Origin of the sequence: Sulfuriferula thiophila (genome assembly GCF_003864975.1) — a bacterium.
GTDB lineage: Bacteria > Pseudomonadota > Gammaproteobacteria > Burkholderiales > Sulfuriferulaceae > Sulfuriferula > Sulfuriferula thiophila.
This window is the reverse complement of the sequence record NZ_BHGL01000002.1, coordinates 47,063-65,047: the sequence shown is the minus strand read 5'-3', so window position 1 is coordinate 65,047 and position 17,985 is coordinate 47,063. Positions and strand designations below refer to the sequence as shown.

The window sequence follows — 17,985 nt, the reverse complement described above, 5'->3', positions numbered from 1 at the left end:
CCCACCTAAACACAAACTCGCTATGGCCGCTTAACCTCTACTTTTAACTGCGGTTATTAATGGGGGGATTACCGTGCTCTTCTTCAGATGTATTAACACTAAATTCTGCCAGCATACGCCTGACGTAATGTGTATCAGACCAAAGCGATTTATCTGTAGCATAGATACCCATTTTATTCGCTATCTGTTTCATATCATGGTAACTCTTTCCCAGAATATTCGCGACGGACGCAATGCCGCATCCTGTTGTTTCTTCCTGTATGACTGGTTGCATTCTATTTTTCTTCAATATGCCTAACGCTTGAATTAAGCCTCGCCGCGAGACAGTGTCGGCTTGAATGAATTATTATGCACTATCGTTAGCTTTGTGCTGCCCCTTGCTTTTTAGGTAGCTCTGGGTTCATAAAGTCCCAAGGTGCAGCACTACCTACATGGAAATCTAATTTTGGAACATAATTCGATGAGTCATCTAAAGTTCCAGCCTTTATGCCTAGCACTCCTGGCATATTGCTAAACCGAGCGAACAATTGAGAACCACAATTCGGGCAGAAACCTCTTTTGTGCATATTTCCGCTGTCTGCTTGAGACTCGAAATATTTTACTTCGCCTGAAACAACAACATTTTTTTCAGGGAAAATCATCGCTGGAATGAATGCACTGCCTGACGATCTTTGACAGTCTTTGCAATGACAATTTCCAGTGAACATTGGCTCAATATCAACTGAATAGCTGATTTCCCCACAAAGACACTGCCCAGAATACTTTGCATTCATAAAAGACTCCTATCTGATATTGGGTGCATAACAGTTATTAGACGGACCCAGCGGTCAAGATTGTTATTAATAATAAAGCGTGCTGTTCGGCATTGACAAAGCTTGTGGCGACTTCCCTCAATTTCAAACTCGACTTGTCTGCATAGGCAATGACCGTGCACGTGCTCTCCAATGATGTTTATCGTTCAAAGTAAGGTGCCCGCTTGTAACCAGTCCCGCTTGAGCGTAATCTTAGGTAACTTACCCAAACTGCAATGCCAAATGGTGACAATTAAGCTGCAGCCCCTTACGCAAATATAAACGATGAGCATCATGCCGAGCATAGCCGGTATCAAGATGCAACCCATCACATTTTTGGCTTTGTGCGTGAGCGATAAGCCAATCTAGTAACTGTCCAGCAAAACCTCGTTTTTTCTCTACAGGTAAAGTAATGAGGTCGTCAATGTAAAGCACTTTTCCCCAAGCAAGAAATTCCGCAAAGCGGAAACCTGCTGCACTTTTTACAACTCCATCATGTCTGAGTGCAAGGACTTTGAAGCCTTGAGCTTGCTGCCTCTTTACTTGAGGAAGAAATTCTTCTTCATTCAAGTGAGGTCGCAGGACTTTAAACACGTAGAAGCATTCTTCTAATTCTTTGTCAGATTCAGCAATATAAATTTCGGTCGTCATAAACTTCCTATGTAATTACTTAACGAGGCTGTAGAAAAACTAATTGTGTGGTCGTGCATATGAATATAGCGCATTTTGAAAAGTCGATTTTCACACGTCACTATTCCGGTTTTTCATAAAGTAGTTTTGCTACAGACCCAACGTGTATGTTAACGAAATAAAAAATCAGGATATCTGTCTACACTGATCTTTCCATCGCCTGCTCCAATACCTCGAAAATCTGCGGCGACTGACATTGTGCCACATTGAAGCGCATGAATGACGCCGCTGTCTGGCTGAAGCTAAATACGTTGCCAGGGGCGAGGACAACTCTCTCGTGCAGCGCCTCTTGCGATACTCTGCCAGAGTCCAGGTTGTGTGGCAGGCGTACCCAAAGGAACATGCCTCCCTGCGGTTTCATCCATGGGGAGATGCTGAGTTTGTCCAGTTGATGTAGTGTGCGCCCCATGGCATCTGCCAATTTGTTGTGTAGTGTATCCAGGTGGTGACGATAGGCACCTTGTCGCAACATGGAGTGCACCAGTTCCGCAGCAAGGCCGCTGCTGCTAAGGGTGGTGGCCAGTTTCAGATCGACGATTTGTTCCGCCCACTCTTGCCTGACAGCTAGATAGCCGCAACGAGCCGAAGCGGATAGTGTCTTAGAAAAACTACCAATATGTATGACTCGGTTCAGTCCGTCAAAAGAAGCCAGTAAGGGGGAGGTATTTGGTGCAAAGTCGGCATAGATATCATCTTCGACAATTAATAGATCGTGGTCCTCGGCTAATTTGAGCACATGGTGGGCGACGATGGGTGACATCACTGCACCAGTCGGATTGTGAAAAGCTGAGTTGGTTAGATACAGGCGGGGTTTATGTTGGGCTAACAGTGTGCCCATCGCTTGTAAATCTGGCCCTTGGTTGGTATAGGGTACGGAGATAAGTTGGACTTTGTGCGCGCGCAGTAATGCCTGAAAGTTGAAATAGCATGGATCATCAATCATTACAGTATCACCTGGTTCCAGCAGGAATCGACAAATCAGATCGATGGCCTGAGTGCCAGAGTCGGTGATGATGATTCGTTGCGCGGGAGCTGCGACACCTCGTTCGCCAAGGCGCCGGCTGAGTTGTTCGCGCAGGGCAAAGTGTCCATAGGGGTGACCATATTCCAGCAAACTTGTTTGAGGCTCTTTTGCCAGTCGACGTAAAGCGCTGCGGATTTCCTTTTCAGGCAACCATGAGGGCGGCAGCCAGCCACAACCAGGTTTGAGCATGTTTCCTTCTGCTTCGAGTGATTGCCGGATGATCCATAGTGGATCAATGTCGCGATTTTTCATTGCGCCGACATCGGCTAGAGACAGAGGGGGAAGGTGTCCACACACGTAAAATCCTGATCCGCGTTTTGCAGTAAGTACTCCTTCGGCAGCTAGTCGGTCGTAGGCATCGACGATGGTGTTTTTTGAGACATTCAAGCGTTCGGCCATTTGTCTGATGGAGGGCAGCCGTTCACCAGGTATCAAAGTGCGGGAAACAAGTTGTTTGTGTATGGATTGCATGACAGCATCCACGCGTGTGCCTACTCTGAGATCTAGATTGTTAGGCATAATTTGTACCCATAAGTTTACAAGACAGTATCTTTGAATTGTACCTATCTGTCACTGTTGCGTCCAAGGCTTTCAGGGGATGATGCAAGTTCTGATTGTGTGCGAGGGTAAGCGTATGAATAAGGGGTCTGGTGGGTGGGGTAGCGGAATGTTAGGAGTGCTGATTTTTAGCGGTACATTACCCGCAACACGGGTAGCTGTTGGCACTTTTGAGCCGATTTTCTTAACGTTGGCACGGGCGGCGATAGCGGGTGTGATTGCTCTGTTGATATTGCTGGCGTTGCGTCAGTCACGACCTGCGCGCAGTGACCTTGGCGCATTGTTAGTGGTGGCGCTGGGTGTGGTAATTGGGTTTCCGTTATTGCTTGCGCTTGCATTAAGGCATGTCAGTGCGGCACATGCCACTGTGTTTGTCGGGTTGCTGCCGATGGCTACAGTCACGTTTAGTGTGCTGCGCGGCGACAAGAATCCGCGCAGGCTGTTCTGGCTGTTTTCTCTGCTGGGCAGTCTAGTGGTGGTTGTTTTTGCAATGAGTCAAGGTGGTTTTGCCGTTGCCAGTGATGATGTGTTGTTATTCATCGCAGTTGCCATTTGCGGTATGGGCTATTCCGAGGGGGCGCGATTATCTCGACGCATGGGTGGCTGGCAGGTCATATGCTGGGCGTTGGTTATTGCATTGCCTCTGGTGTTACCGTTGTCTCTGTGGACATTGCCCGGCCATATGCAACAAGTTGCTTGGCATGCCTGGTTCAGCCTTGGATATGTATCATTGTTTAGTATGCTGCTTGGCTTTTTCTTTTGGTATCGTGGTTTAGCCATCGGCGGAGTTGCAGCCATCAGTCAGTTGCAATTGCTGCAACCGTTCTTTGGTCTGGGCTTGGCGGCAGTATTGCTGGGTGAGCATGTCAGCATGATGATGTTTACATCCGCGACGGTTGTAGCGCTGTGTGTTGTTGGCACTAGACGGTACTCCGCGTAATTTTTACTATATACGCGGATTCATGAATGCCATGCAAACAATTGGCAATTAGCTGATTTGCTTCGTTTTGATGTGATGGCGCGGCGAGTTGAGAATTTTATACTGATTCAGCCCGCAATCCGCGCTGCCCAGTTCTGCCGGGCCTGTTGTGCGTTGCTGAACACCTGATTCAGCGCAGCACTATCGAGCTTGGCCAGCGCTTCGCGTAACTTGCTTAACTGCAGTTGATACGCATCGAGTTCGGCCAGCAATGCCGCCTGGTTGGCCAGCGCGATGTCGCGCCACATCTCCGGGCTGCTGCCGGCAATGCGGGTGAAATCACGGAAACCGCTGGCGGCGAAACCGAACAGCTGATCAGCATTGTCGCGTTGCGCGATCATGTCTACCAGTGCGTAGGCCAGCAGATGCGGCAGATGGCTCACCGCGGCGAAGATCGCGTCATGCTCGGCAGCACTCATGGTACTGATTTTTGCCCCGCAGAGTTGCCACATGGCGGTGACTCTGGCTAGCGCATCGGCTTGTGTTGCAGCCAATGGTGCGAGCACCAGATTTTTGGATAGATACAGATCAGCACGGGCGGCAGTGGCGCCACTCAGCTCGGCACCGGCAATCGGGTGTGCCGGTACACAGTTGGCCAGGTTCGCTGTCAGATGCTGCTGCATTAAGGCCACTACGTCCTGTTTGGTGCTGCCGGCATCAGTGACAATGGTGTGCGCGCCAAGATGCGGTGCAATGGCTTGCATAATGGCAGCCATTTGCCCGACCGGCACGGCGAGCAGGACGACATCGGCATCGCGCACGGCATCGGCCGCATCGGTGGCAATGCGGTCAATTATTCCGAGCTGGATGGCCTGTTGCAGATTGGCGGCACTGCGCCCGACCCCCACTACCTCGCCTACTGCACCAGCCTGCTTCAAGGCCAGTGCAACCGAGCCGCCGATAAGGCCGACCCCGAACAGGGCGAGTTTAGGGATAGCAACAGTCATTTATGCCAATCTTGAAAAGCGTAAGGATAGAAACAGATGCATACCGGCCGAATGCAGTACTCTGCACCCGGCCAGCCATACTTTAGATGTCGCGGCCGAGTATCTTGGCGATACCACCCAATTCGACCATCAGTTTTTTCAGCTCTTCCGGGGTCAGTGCCTGATCAGCATCACACCAGGCTTCACATGGTGTAGGGTGCATTTCCACCAGCAGGCCATCGGCACCGGCAGCAATTGCTGCGCGTGACAATGCTGGCACCATCCATGCTTTACCACCCGCATGAGACGGATCAATGATAACTGGCAAGTGTGTTTCTTTTTTCAGCACTGGAATCGCGGTGACGTCGAGCACGTTACGGTAGTAGGTTTCGAAAGTACGGATACCGCGTTCGCAGAAAATAATGTTGTGGTTACCGGCAGCAGCAATGTACTCGGCCGCCATCAACCATTCGGAAATGGTTGCAGACATGCCGCGTTTCAGAATCACCGGCTTGTTTATGCGCCCGACTTCCTTCAATAAATCGAAGTTTTGCATATTGCGGGTACCGATCTGGATGACGTCAACGTCCCATTCCATAAAGGTATCCAGCATACGCACATCCATCAATTCGGTAACGATAGGCAGGCCCTGTGCATCGGCTGCCTTGCGGAACATTTCCAAACCTTCAACCCCTTTACCCTGGAACGAGTAAGGGCTGGTACGCGGCTTGAACGCACCGCCGCGCATCAGGCGGCAGCCGGCTTCTTTCACATACTTGGCAGAGTCATCCATCTGCTGCTGGGTTTCTACTGAACAAGGGCCGGCAATGATCTGCACGGTATTGCCACCCAGCGGCACGCCCTTGATGTCGATAACGGTATTTTCCTTATGCCATTCGCGCGCCACGATCTTGTATGGCTTTACGATGTGCATGGATTGCTCGACACCAGGCAAAGCGTCAATCAATTCCTGATCGATAGTGCGCTCATCACCGATGGCACCAATAATGGTACGTTCGACGCCGCGTGAGATATTGGCATCGCAGCCGTATTCCTTGACCTTTTTAACGACTGCTTCGATTTGTTGCTCAGTAGCACTCGGGCTCATTACGATAATCATACTTGCTCCTTAACGACGTCTTCTAACGCCTGCAAAAATTGGTTGTTCTCTGACGCCAGCCCTATGCTGACGCGTAAATATTCAGGCATACCGTAATTGCCGATGGGTCGGACAATTACACCGTGTTCCAGTAAGCGTCGGTACATCGCCGTGGCATTGCCAATGCGAATGGCAAGAAAATTAGCGTACGACGGGATGTAATCAAGACCCAGCAATCTCAAACCCTGGGTCAACTGGCGCATTCCCAGCTGGTTGAGCGCATAGCTGCGTGCAATAAACTCATCATCATTCAGCGCAGCCGTCGCGGCGACCAGCGCCAGACTATTCACGTTAAACGGCTGGCGCACACGGTTCATCATATCAGCTATTGCTGGACTTGCCAGCGCATAACCGACACGCAAGCCGGCCAGACCATAAGCCTTGGAAAAAGTCCGCGTCACGATCAGATTCGGGAAACGCGCTAACCAGTCCACGGCATCGGACTGCAACTCTGCGGGCAGATATTCACCGTAGGCCTCGTCCAGCACCACCAGCACATTCGCCGGTACTTTTTCCAGGAATGCCAGCACATCGGCATTCGCTAACAGGGTACCGGTAGGATTATTCGGGTTGGCGATAAACACCATGCGCGTATCCGCACGTACTGCCGCCAGCATGGCATCCAGATCATGGCCGAAATCGCGAGCCGGCGCTGTGATGCCTTCCGCACCGACCGCCAGTATAGCTAATGGATATACGGCAAAGGCATGTTCGGAATACACCGCCGATACACCGGCTGCCAGAAATGCGCGCGCTGCCATTTCCAGTACGTCATTGGAACCATTGCCCAGGACAATTTGTTCGGTACCTACACCCAGCTTGGCAGACAGCGCCGCCTTGAGCTCAAACCCGCTGCCGTCAGGGTAGCGTGCCAGTTGATCTAATTCAGCCTCAATGGCTACCAGCGCCTTGGGGCTAGCGCCCAACGGATTTTCGTTAGAGGCCAGCTTGACGATGCGATGTTCGTCCAGCCCGAGCTCGCGCGCCAGTTCGGCGATGGGCTTACCCGGTTGATACGGCGCGATCGCACGGATATAAGTAGGGGCCAGGTCACACAAACTCATTACAAAACACCTATCGGGTATGACCCTAATAATTTCAACAACGCCGCTTTGCTGGTTAATTCAGACAAAGCTGCGGCAACAGCAGGATCATCGCGATGCCCTTCAATATCGACAAAGAACACATATTCCCACAAACCAGAGCGCGCCGGACGCGATTCCAGCTTGGTCATGGACACGCCATGACGTGCAAACGGCTCCAGCAACCCCATGATGGCGCCCGGCAAATTATGCGCGGACATCAACAGCGAGGTCTTATCATGGCCGGAAGCAGAGGCATCATGTTTGCCCAGCACCAGAAAACGCGTGGTGTTATCCGGCTCGTCTTCGATATTGTCGAACAGACGCTGCAGCCCATAGATTTCTGCGGCAATTTCACCGGCAATCGCGAGTGCTGATTCATCTGCGGCTGCCATTTGTGCAGCTTCAGCATTACTGGCCACTTGTACGCGAGGTACAGCAGGTAAATGCCGATTCAGCCATTCATGGCATTGTGCCAATGACTGTCCATGCGAATAAATCACGTTGACGCCATCCAGCCCGGGAATCTTGCGCATTAACGACTGATGGATGCGCAGATCAACCTCACCGCAAATTTTCAGCGGGGTATCCTGCAGCAGATCCAGCGTACGGTTCACTGCACCTTCAGTTGAATTCTCCACGGGCACGATGCCATAATCGGCTCCGCCAGCATTGACTTCACGAAACACTTCATCAATCGAAGCGCACGAACGCGTCTCGGCAGCATGACCAAACTGTTTTACCGCAGCGGCCTGGCTGAACGTACCCTGTGGGCCGAGAAACGCCACCGACAGCGGCTTTTCCAGTGCCAGACACGCTGACATGATTTCGCGGAACAGTCGCGCAGCGGTTTCATCCGCCAGCGGTCCGTTATTTAATTCCTTGATGCGGCGCAATACCTGCGCTTCGCGCTCCGGGCGATACACCGTGCCATTCTTGAGCCGGCCTATGGTTTGCGCATGACGCGCACGCTGATTGATGAGGCTTAACACCTGCTCATCAATCGCATCAATCTCCGCGCGTATTTGCTGTAAATCTTCTGACATCACTCAACCTTGTTGTTGCGCAAAATCTTGCATGTATTGAACCAAAGCCTGAACCCCGGCTATCGGCATCGCATTGTAGATGGAGGCACGCATGCCGCCCGCCAGCTTATGACCTTTCAATTGCAACAAACCACGCTGCTGTGCTCCCTTGAGGAAGGCTTCATCCAGCGCCGGATCACGCAAGGTGAACGGAATATTCATGCGTGAACGATTTTCATGCACCACAGGATTACTGTAAAAGTCGCTGGCATCGAGGCAATCGTACAATAGCGTAGCCTTGGCTATATTGCGCTGCTCCATTGCCGCCAGCCCGCCTTCGCGTTTAAGCATCGCAAACACCAGGCCGGCAATATACATGGCATAAGTCGGCGGGGTGTTGTACATCGAGCCATGCTCAGCCTGCGTCAGGTAATTGAACATGGTCGGTGTCGTCGCCAGCGGCTTGCCAATCAGATCATCACGCACGATGACGATGGTCAGACCTGCCGGGCCGATATTCTTTTGCGCACCCGCGTATATCAGGCCGAAACGGCTGACATCAATGGGCTTGGACAGGATATTCGACGACATATCCGCAACCAGAGGCACCTCGCCGGTATCCGGTGTCCAGTGAAACTCTACCCCGCCTATGGTTTCATTCGGAGTGTAATGCACGTAAGCTGCATTTTTATCCAGCTGCCAGTCAGCCTGCGCTGGTGCATAGCTGAAGTTTTTATCTGCGCTGCTTGCCGCTACATTCACTGTGGCATAACGCCGCGCTTCATCGATGGCTTTTTCTGACCAGATACCGGTGTTGATGTAATCCACGCTGGTTCTACCCCGCAACAGATTCATCGGCACCATGGAAAACTGCGAAGAAGCACCGCCTTGCAAAAACAACACTTTGTAATTGGCAGGTACATTCAAGAGCTCGCGCAGATCCGCTTCGGCTTGATGAGCTATCGCAGTAAATTCCTTACCACGATGGCTCATCTCCATCACCGACATACCGGAGCCATGCCAGTCCAGCATTTCGTCACGCGCCTGTTCCAGCACGGACTTGGGCAACACGGCAGGACCTGCACTGAAATTAAAAATTTCGCTCATGATCGCTCAAATATCCAATTGACCGTTAGTATCGTCAGCAGCTGCAGCTTCGTCGTCATCGCGTTCCAGCACGCGCTCGACGCCGATGAGTTTCTGTCCGTCATCCAGATTGATCAAGGTGACGCCTTGCGTTGCACGACCCATTTCACGCATTTCCTTGACGCGGGTACGAATCAGCACACCACCATCCGTAATCAGCATGATTTCATCATCCGGCTCTACCAGCGTTGCCGCAACCACAGGCCCGTTACGCTTGGTGGTCTGGATTGCGATCATGCCCTGGGTACCACGGCCATGACGGGTGTACTCGGCAATATTGGTACGCTTGCCATAACCGTTTTCAGTTGCAGTCAGCACGGATTGCTGTTCATTTTCAGCAACCAGCAGGGAAATCACTTTCTGATCCTTGCCCAGCTTCATACCACGTACGCCACGTGCGCCACGGCCCATTGAGCGCACATCGTTCTCATCAAAGCGCACCGCTTTACCGCCGTTGGAGAACAGCATGACATCATGACTGCCTTCGGTGACCGCCACGCCTATCAGGTAATCGCCTTCATCCAGGCCCACGGCGATAATACCGGCTTTACGCGGATTACCGAATTCGGACAACGCTGTTTTCTTCACTACGCCATAGGCGGTAGCCATGAATACATAGCGGTTATCCACGAATTCCTTGACCGGCAGGATCGCGTTGATTTTTTCGCCTTCTGACAACGACAGCAAGTTTACTATAGGCCGGCCACGCGAGATACGACTGCCTTGCGGCACTTCATACACCTTGACCCAGTACACGCGGCCAAAGTTGGAGAAGCACAGGATGTAGTCATGGCTATTGGCAATAAACAGGCGCTCGATAAAGTCATCATCCTTGGTCGGCGCAGCCTGCTTGCCGCGACCACCACGTTTTTGCGCGCGGTAATCATCCAGCGGCTGCGACTTCATGTAACCACCGTGCGATAGGGTAACAACCATGTCTTGCGGCGTGATCAGGTCTTCCAGACTCAAATCTTGTGCATACACCACAATTTCGGAACGACGCTTGTCACCAAACTGCTGTTTAACCAAACCAATCTCATCGGTGATAATTGCGGTAACACGTTCCGGTCTAGCCAGAATATCCAGCAAGTCGGCTATTTTTGTGACAACTTCTTTGTATTCATTCAGTATCTTGTCCTGCTCGAGGCCTGTAAGGCGTTGCAAACGCAACTCCAGAATAGCCTGCGCCTGCGCATCGGATAAACGGTAACCGTCTTTGGAGAAGCCGAATTCAATCGCCAGACCTTCCGGACGGAACGCATTGGCATCTTCCATGGCACGCGACAACATTTCCTCGACCAGTTGTGAACGCCAGGTTTGCGCCATCAGGCCTTCTTTTGCCACTGCCGGCGTTGGCGCAGCCTTGATTAGTGCAATGATGTCGTCCACGTTGGACAACGCCACGGCCAGACCTTCCAGAATATGACCACGCTCGCGCGCTTTCTTCAATTCGAAGACCGTACGGCGTGTGACCACTTCACGACGATGGCGCAGGAATGCATCCAGCATCTGTTTCAGATTTAACAGGCGCGGCTGGTTATCCACCAGCGCCACCATGTTCATACCGAAGCTGTCCTGCATCTGGGTGTGCTTGTACAGGTTGTTCAACACGACCTCAGGCACTTCGCCACGCTTCAGCTCGATAACCACACGCATACCGGATTTATCCGATTCGTCGCGCAGATCGGAGATACCTTCCATGCGCTTCTCACGAACTAGCTCGCCGATTTTGATCAGCAAGTTAGCTTTATTCACCTGGTACGGCAATTCATCAACAATGATGGACTGACGATTACCGGCTTTATCCAGGTCCTCGAAGTGGGTACGGGCACGAATGACGACGCGACCACGCCCGGTACGGTAACCTTCACGCACACCCACCAGACCGTAAATGATACCGGCGGTCGGGAAATCCGGCGCTTTGACAATATCAATCAGCGCCTCGATATCGGTTTCCGGCTCATGCAGCAAAGTCAGGCAGGCATCGCACACGTCGGTCAGATTGTGTGGCGGAATATTGGTCGCCATACCCACCGCGATACCGGAAGAACCGTTAATCAGCAGGTTCGGAATTTTTGCCGGGAATATCAGCGGCTCATGCTCTGAACCGTCATAGTTAGGGCCAAAATTGACGGTTTCCTTATCCAGATCAGCGAGCAATTCATGCGCGATTCTGGACATGCGGATTTCGGTATAACGCATAGCCGCCGCGTTATCGCCGTCCACCGAACCGAAGTTACCCTGACCATCAACCAGCGGATAGCGCAGCGAAAAATCCTGCGCCATACGCACGATGGTGTCGTATACAGCCGTATCACCGTGCGGGTGATATTTACCGATAACGTCACCGACGATACGGGCCGATTTTTTATAAGCTTTATTCCAGTCGTTAGACAGCTCGTGCATGGCAAACAATACCCGACGATGCACAGGTTTCAAGCCATCCCGCACATCGGGTAGTGCACGCCCCACGATCACGCTCATGGCGTAATCAAGGTAAGAACGGCGCATTTCATCTTCTAGACTGACGGGAAGCGTTTCTTTAGCGAAAGATTCCATTTGCGTAATAATTTTTATGTGGGCGAATAATCCCGTGATTTTAGCACGGGCAGCGCGCTCGGTGAAACCCGATAACGCTGCCCGTGACTATATTAAATTGCCAGCAAACCAATACCCAACATGGATATCGCCTCCAGCACCGAAATCAGCAACAAGTTAATTTGCCTCATGATCATCATCTCCCGTCATATTCAGCCTTGATGCAGCTAACATCAGACTAAAATCCGCGATATGCCTAATCCGAACAAAATGCGCGACAGCAATAATGTGTCCGCCACATACAACCGCCAGTATTACGATGAATGCGACTGGTTAAGTCATTTAAGCCTGTTTCAGCACATTTTCCCAATGAGATATTTCAACTGCGGCAATAGTGATTAACTATTACTCACCTGCAAGATAACCATATACAGCCTCGCCCCAGCAATTCACCATCGCCATTCCATGACATTCCACAACGGCATCTTTTCCAGAAAATTAGTTCCAGATCAACCCGAAAACGCTAAACAAGTATATTATTTTCAACAACTCCGTGGCCGAGTGCATTAACCCAATATGAAAAAAATAATATTTTTTGCGGTGCTGCTCACCATTGTTTCTATCAGCAGCTTATTTACATACCGGTATGTCATGAATCTGAATCAGGAACAGATCCGGATTTCCACCAACCCATGGGTTGGATTTACACCCTTTATCTATGCACAGGAGAAAGGCTGGCTGGAAAAAACCCCATTCCGGTTTATCTGGCTCGTTGACCTGACCGAAAATTCCCGCATGTATGAGCGTGAATTTACCCAGGGGTTTACTGCGACGCAGTATGAACTCATGCATTTCAAAGAGCACAGCCACATTAAACCGGTTTTTCTGATTGACCGCTCCGTTGGTGCCGATGTCATACTTTCCAACCGTTCGCTAAACGAACTACGCAACACGCACGATCCGATCACTGTTTATCTGGAAAGAGGATCGTTGCATGATGACATTCTAAAAGCTTTCATTAAAGAAAACGCGCTGGAACATCAAGCGCTGATTCTTAAAAACAGCTCTCAACAATCGATGGCGCTGATTGAACCTGCCAGCACCCCCATCATTGCGCTTTCCTATGCACCTTATGTTTCCAACCTGACCAAACGCGGGCTTGTTGCCATTGCGTCCACAGCAACCATGAAGTCATTTATTATCGTCGATGCACTGTATATGGATGAACGCTTTGTTACAGGACGGGAAGACGAATACCGCAAGCTGAAAACAATTTTCAATCGGGCGCTGGAACAACTTAGCACTGACCCCCATGAATACTACCAAACGATACACGGGTACCTGGAGGGACAGAGCTACGATGAATTCATGGCGACCACCCAACAGATAGAATGGCTTAATCATGGCAGCAACGAGGCTATTGCTCGCCAGCTTGAAACCCAGCATATTTCAACAGACAGGTTGTTGCCGTGAAAGTCCACAAATTCGCCCTGCTCGGAGTTGCCGCATTCGGCTTTGTCATTGCCAGCTTATCGGGCGGGTTTTATACCCTGCAGCGCGCAGAAATGCTGCGCACCGTGGCCGATGGTCTCAACCAGAGCCTGTTTTATCTGGAAGAAAATACCCGTAGAGCACTTCAGCACGGCCGCATGGATGAAGTGCAGAGTATTCTTGATCAAGGCTCAGCCATTAACGATGCAGTTGCCGTCGTATCCATTTCAACCGATTTGCGCACCATAGAAGCATCCTCATCCCGCTCCAGCAAAGGAAAACCAGTTAGCAATGAATACCTGCCCTTATCGCAACTCCATAAAGCACTAATCGAGCGGCACCACACCCAGTTCCGCAGTGAATTTTCCTACTTCGAAGGTAGCAGCAGGCATGAAGCGTTATTACTGGTGCGGATAGATGAAGGGTATGTGTTTGGCCGCCTGAACCAGATTGCCATCCTTTATGGCATCGGCCTGTTTCTCGTACTTGGTTTTTTAAGCCTGGTGGCATACATAGCAGTTCGACGCACCATGATCATTCCGCTGGAGACCATGACAAATCACGCCTATACCGGCAGCACACAGGGTGATGCGTATTTTATTGACGAGCTCACAGAACTGGATCGCACCCTGAGCGACTCATTCCTTTCCATGCACCATCAGCAACACGATCTCCAAAACGCATTAGATGAATCACGCTTTCTGGATGAAATGCTCCGCACTATCGCGGATATCAACCAGTTACTGATTACCGCCAATACCGTCGAAGAGCTCATAACGAAAAGTGCCCGTCGTCTCGCACAGCATCCCGGCTATGCTTCTTGCTGGATTGCATTAAACAGCGATGACGCAATAACGGTACGGGCATTATCATCCTCACCGACTGCGGATCTGAGCGTGGGCACCACGTTTGAGCAGAGGACTGATCAGCATGCCAGCGACCCCGTCGCTCAGGCATTGCGCCAAAGCAAACCCGCCGTCATCGACCATCTGCAACAATACAGCTCACATGAAGCCTGGTACTTATTTGCCAAACAGGAAGGATATGGGTCATTTATCGCCCTCCCGTTACTCCCCAGCATCAATGAAGCACCGACTGGACTGCTTGGCCTGTACACACTACGCACCGATGGCTTCGATGCTAAAGAAATCACCATGCTTGAAGAACTTGCTGGAGACATCGGCTTTGCAATTCGCTCATTCATGCAGCGCGAACAGCTTGAACATCACCTCACGACCGAGCCGATAACCCTATTACCAAACCGGGTGGCTTTGCTGGATCGACTCACCATCAATACCAATGTGATGTTGGCGATTATTAATATCGACCGATTCAGTGACATCAATGAAGTGTATGGCATTACCATCGGAGACGGGATATTGGCCGTCTATGGCCGCTGGCTCACCCAGTTCATCAAACCGTATCAGGACATTTCCTTGTATAAAATCGGCAGTGATGAATATGTGCTGCTCTTTAGTGAATGCGACAACCTGGCCCGCTGCAGAGCCTTTCTGGAACAACTGACAACTCAAAGCTCCCAGCAGTCGTTCGTGATTGATGAAATTGAAATCGTACTAACCGTCACCGTCGGCATGGCCATCGCCTCCGAGCAGATACTGGAACACGCTACTGCCGCACTCAAGCAGGCCAAGCTCTCCCATCAGAGCATAGCGATGTATGAAAACGCATCGTTCAAAAAGGATCAGGAAAACAATATCGCCTGGTACAAGCGCATCAAGGAGGCCATTGAGGACTCACGCATCGTCCCGTTCTTTCAGCCGATTGTTGATAACAAGACCCAGCACATCATCAAATACGAAGCGCTCATACGTCTCATCGAGAAAGACGGCAGCGTTATCAGCCCTTACGTCTTTCTGGGGATTGCAAAAAAAACCAAACTATACGGCCAACTGACCAGAATCATGTTCGACAAGGTCATCGAGCAATTCAAAACCAGCACACTTCCCGTGGGCATCAACCTCTCGACCGAGGATCTGCTCAACAAAGAACTCGCTGATTACATGGAACAGGCCATACGTTCGCATCAGGCTGGGAAAATGCTGATTTTTGAAATCCTCGAGAGCGAAGGTATTGAAAACTATTTGGAAGTGAGTGCGTTTGTCGACCGTTTCAAATCAATCGGATGTCATTTCGCAATTGATGATTTCGGTTCCGGCTACTCAAACTTCGATCATCTGCTCAAACTCAATGTGGACACCCTCAAAATCGACGGCAGCCTGATCAAAAATCTGCCGCATGATCGCAACACCCAGATTATCGTCAAACACATCTGCGATTTCGCCAGAGAAATGGGCATTTCCACCGTGGCCGAGTTTGTCGCCAACGAAACCATTTACCAGCAAGTACGCGATATCGGCATCAATGCATCGCAAGGTTACTATTTTTATGAGCCTGCAGCGGTTCCTGTCAAAGATTGAACGTGCTGAAAATCAAGCGCTTGCCACGGCTTTTCTGATTAAATTAATTCCTGCCTGTATGCATTTCTGCAAAATGGACGCCCGGCCTTTGTTATAATGCACGACTGTCTTCTGATTAGGTAGCTATCGTGTCCGAACGTTTTGCTGTACTGCTGCAACACCTTGCACCCAAGCGGGCACTCACTGATTTTGCCGGACTCATGGCCAATTCCCGCCATCCGTGGCTGTCGCAGTACCTGATCCGCTGGTTTCTCGGGCGTTACGATGTCAACATGACCGAAGCCGCCAATCCCGACATCACCAGCTACGCCAGTTATAACGAATTTTTCACCCGCGCCTTGCGCAGCGATGTACGCCCGCTGGCCGCCGCCGACTTCGTGTCACCGGTGGATGGCGCGATCAGCCAGTTCGGCAATATCGAACAAGACCAGATATTTCAGGCCAAAGGCCATCACTACTCAACTACCGCGCTGGTGGGCGGCGACCGCGAACTCGCCACGCAATATGACCACGGCCTGTTCGCCACGCTGTACCTCAGCCCCAAGGATTACCACCGTATCCACATGCCCTGCGACGGCCGGCTGACACGCATGATCTATGTGCCAGGTGACCTGTACTCGGTCAACCCGGTCACGGCACGCGGCGTACCGGGATTATTTGCCCGCAATGAACGCGTGGTGTGCGTATTTGAATCCAGCCACGGCCCGTTTGTACTGGTGCTGGTCGGCGCCACCATCGTCGGCAGCATGGCCACAGCGTGGCACGGCGTGGTTAATCCGCCACGCACCGGCGAGGTGCGTGAATGGCGCTACGACGACCAGCACATAGCGTTGAAAAAAGGTGAAGAGATGGGGCGTTTCCTGCTCGGCTCCACCGTAGTAATGCTGTTCCCCAAAGATACCCTGCGCTTCAACCCGGCATGGGCGCCCGAGCGCACTGTGCGCATGGGCGAGATGATGGGGCAGTAACAGCGGATTCAATGCCCGTGGATACGGATAACCATACCATCGCGCTTAACCGGACGCGGCCATAGCACCGGCCAGATGCGCCAGGTAAAGACGCAGATGGATAACCAGATTAAAATCCCGCCTGCCACAATCACAGCATACCACCCTGCCAGAAAGCCGGTCGCATAAGCAATCATGCCGGCGTGAGCCAGCCCCATCTGCAGCCACGGCCAGCGCCCCATACGAATCGGATTGGCGGTAAAGCGCGGCAGCATGTGCGCCCCCAGCCCATACACCAGCATCAGCATGAAGCCCACCGTCACCAGATGCAGCGCGACCGGCCGCGTCGGCCCGTCGGACAATAACGTGCCATTCACCAGCAAGCCGATTCCGCCCAGCAGCAAATAAACCATCGCCGCGACGATAAACAGGCGATTATCCAGCGACAACGCAATACCCGCATTCTGCATTTCCGTCTGCACTTTTGCCGGCGCAGCGGCCACCCACTCGCGTGCTACTGCCAGAGTATGCACCCCCAGACCTTTGAGCTCATCGTCGATGACCACCGCCGGTATGGTTTTCAGCCGTAATCGGCTCACCAGCGCCCGCCCTTCCGGCTGGGCCATATCCACCACGGCAAACTCTATCTGCTTCTCCTTGGCAATCTGCTGCCAGACTTTTTCTTCCTGATGGCACGAGGCGCACCATTCCGAAACCAGTAATTCGACTTTCATCGTCATCTCCTATTGCTGGCAGCGCATGCACTGCACATCGTAACGGTCTATCCAGTCCTTGAGCGCCTGCTGCGCCGCCGCCCCGGTAGTCAAATGCGCCAGCGCAGTCGCCGCATCGTCGGGCCGCATCTGCACCAGCCAGGCATCCTTGTACGGGTCGATATTGATCAGATTCGGGTTGGACAGCACCGTTTCGTTGCGCGCCACGATTTCGCCCGCAAACGGCGCTGGAATACCGCCCGCCCACTTGCCGGATTCGATCCGTGCCAACGGTTTCTTCCATTCCCGATGCGTGCCTACCGCCTTGATCCACACATACTGCACCTTGCCCGACATGGTCTGCGACGGGTCGGTCAGGCCTATGGTATAGATGCCGCCCTCTTCCGGACGCACCCAGACATAATCCAGATCGTAGTACAGGTCTTCCGGCAATTCACAACCGCGATGTTCAGACATG

At 51.7% G+C, this 17,985-nt stretch carries 15 protein-coding genes; 4 read left to right on the top strand and 11 right to left on the bottom strand.

Translation table 11 applies throughout. From position 1 onward, the window contains the following. Window positions 1-359 precede the first annotated feature (359 nt). The 3 genes from EJE49_RS01080 to EJE49_RS01070 all read right to left on the bottom strand — a co-directional run bounded on the left by EJE49_RS01080 (window position 360) and on the right by EJE49_RS01070 (window position 3,024). Entirely contained in the window at window positions 360-773 is a 414-nt protein-coding gene (locus EJE49_RS01080; protein WP_123103014.1) for a GFA family protein, read from the bottom strand. 240 nt (window positions 774-1,013) lie between these two features. Next, window positions 1,014-1,442 carry a GNAT family N-acetyltransferase gene (locus EJE49_RS01075; protein ID WP_124948562.1) on the bottom strand — a complete coding sequence of 143 codons (429 nt, stop codon included), beginning with the start codon at window positions 1,440-1,442 and terminating at the stop codon, window positions 1,014-1,016. 178 nt (window positions 1,443-1,620) lie between these two features. Beyond that, entirely contained in the window at window positions 1,621-3,024 is a 1,404-nt protein-coding gene (locus EJE49_RS01070) for an aminotransferase-like domain-containing protein (RefSeq protein WP_124948561.1), read from the bottom strand. 148 nt (window positions 3,025-3,172) lie between these two features. Between EJE49_RS01070 and EJE49_RS01065 the strand changes: the two genes are divergently transcribed. Beyond that, window positions 3,173-4,003, top strand: coding sequence for a DMT family transporter (locus EJE49_RS01065; RefSeq protein WP_370685810.1), 831 nt, complete (start codon window positions 3,173-3,175; stop codon window positions 4,001-4,003). Window positions 4,004-4,110: 107 nt separating this feature from the next. Here the strand turns inward: EJE49_RS01065 and EJE49_RS01060 are convergent, their stop codons facing one another. The 6 genes from EJE49_RS01060 to gyrA form a co-directional block, all read right to left on the bottom strand. Continuing rightward, window positions 4,111-4,989, bottom strand: coding sequence for a prephenate dehydrogenase (locus tag EJE49_RS01060; RefSeq protein ID WP_124948559.1), 879 nt, complete (start codon window positions 4,987-4,989; stop codon window positions 4,111-4,113). 82 nt (window positions 4,990-5,071) lie between these two features. Next, window positions 5,072-6,088 (bottom strand): 3-deoxy-7-phosphoheptulonate synthase, encoded by a 1,017-nt coding sequence (gene aroF, locus EJE49_RS01055; protein ID WP_124948558.1) that lies wholly within the window; start codon window positions 6,086-6,088, stop codon window positions 5,072-5,074. After that, the gene (gene hisC, locus EJE49_RS01050; protein WP_124948557.1) at window positions 6,085-7,191 is read right to left on the bottom strand and encodes a histidinol-phosphate transaminase; all 1,107 of its coding nucleotides are present in this window, start codon (window positions 7,189-7,191) and stop codon (window positions 6,085-6,087) included. Before hisC ends, aroF begins: the two co-directional genes overlap by 4 nt. Then, window positions 7,191-8,255, bottom strand: coding sequence for a prephenate dehydratase (gene pheA / locus EJE49_RS01045; protein WP_124948556.1), 1,065 nt, complete (start codon window positions 8,253-8,255; stop codon window positions 7,191-7,193). Before pheA ends, hisC begins: the two co-directional genes overlap by 1 nt. A gap of 3 nt (window positions 8,256-8,258) precedes the next feature. Next, entirely contained in the window at window positions 8,259-9,341 is a 1,083-nt protein-coding gene (serC, locus tag EJE49_RS01040; RefSeq protein WP_124948555.1) for a 3-phosphoserine/phosphohydroxythreonine transaminase, read from the bottom strand. 6 nt (window positions 9,342-9,347) lie between these two features. Beyond that, complete coding sequence (gyrA, locus tag EJE49_RS01035) at window positions 9,348-11,939, bottom strand: DNA gyrase subunit A (RefSeq protein ID WP_124948554.1); 2,592 nt, start codon at window positions 11,937-11,939, stop codon at window positions 9,348-9,350. A 555-nt stretch (window positions 11,940-12,494) separates the two neighbouring features. Between gyrA and EJE49_RS01030 the strand changes: the two genes are divergently transcribed. The 3 genes from EJE49_RS01030 to asd all read left to right on the top strand — a co-directional run bounded on the left by EJE49_RS01030 (window position 12,495) and on the right by asd (window position 16,815). Next, window positions 12,495-13,391 carry a type 2 periplasmic-binding domain-containing protein gene (locus tag EJE49_RS01030; RefSeq protein ID WP_124948553.1) on the top strand — a complete coding sequence of 299 codons (897 nt, stop codon included), beginning with the start codon at window positions 12,495-12,497 and terminating at the stop codon, window positions 13,389-13,391. Beyond that, entirely contained in the window at window positions 13,388-15,847 is a 2,460-nt protein-coding gene (locus EJE49_RS01025) for a GGDEF domain-containing protein (RefSeq protein ID WP_124948552.1), read from the top strand. Before EJE49_RS01030 ends, EJE49_RS01025 begins: the two co-directional genes overlap by 4 nt. A 128-nt stretch (window positions 15,848-15,975) precedes the next feature. Beyond that, complete coding sequence (gene asd, locus EJE49_RS01020) at window positions 15,976-16,815, top strand: archaetidylserine decarboxylase (protein ID WP_124948551.1); 840 nt, start codon at window positions 15,976-15,978, stop codon at window positions 16,813-16,815. An 8-nt stretch (window positions 16,816-16,823) separates the two neighbouring features. On the opposite strand, the gene EJE49_RS01015 is transcribed toward asd, so the two are convergent. Together EJE49_RS01015 and EJE49_RS01010 are read right to left on the bottom strand one after the other, a co-directional pair. Further along, a complete protein-coding gene (locus EJE49_RS01015) occupies window positions 16,824-17,528 on the bottom strand; it encodes a glutaredoxin family protein (protein ID WP_124948550.1) in 705 nt (234 codons plus the stop codon). A gap of 9 nt (window positions 17,529-17,537) precedes the next feature. Then, window positions 17,538-17,984, bottom strand: a complete 447-nt coding sequence (locus EJE49_RS01010) for a biotin/lipoyl attachment domain-containing protein (protein ID WP_124948549.1) — start codon at window positions 17,982-17,984, stop codon at window positions 17,538-17,540. Between the last annotated feature and the right edge of the window lies 1 nt (window position 17,985).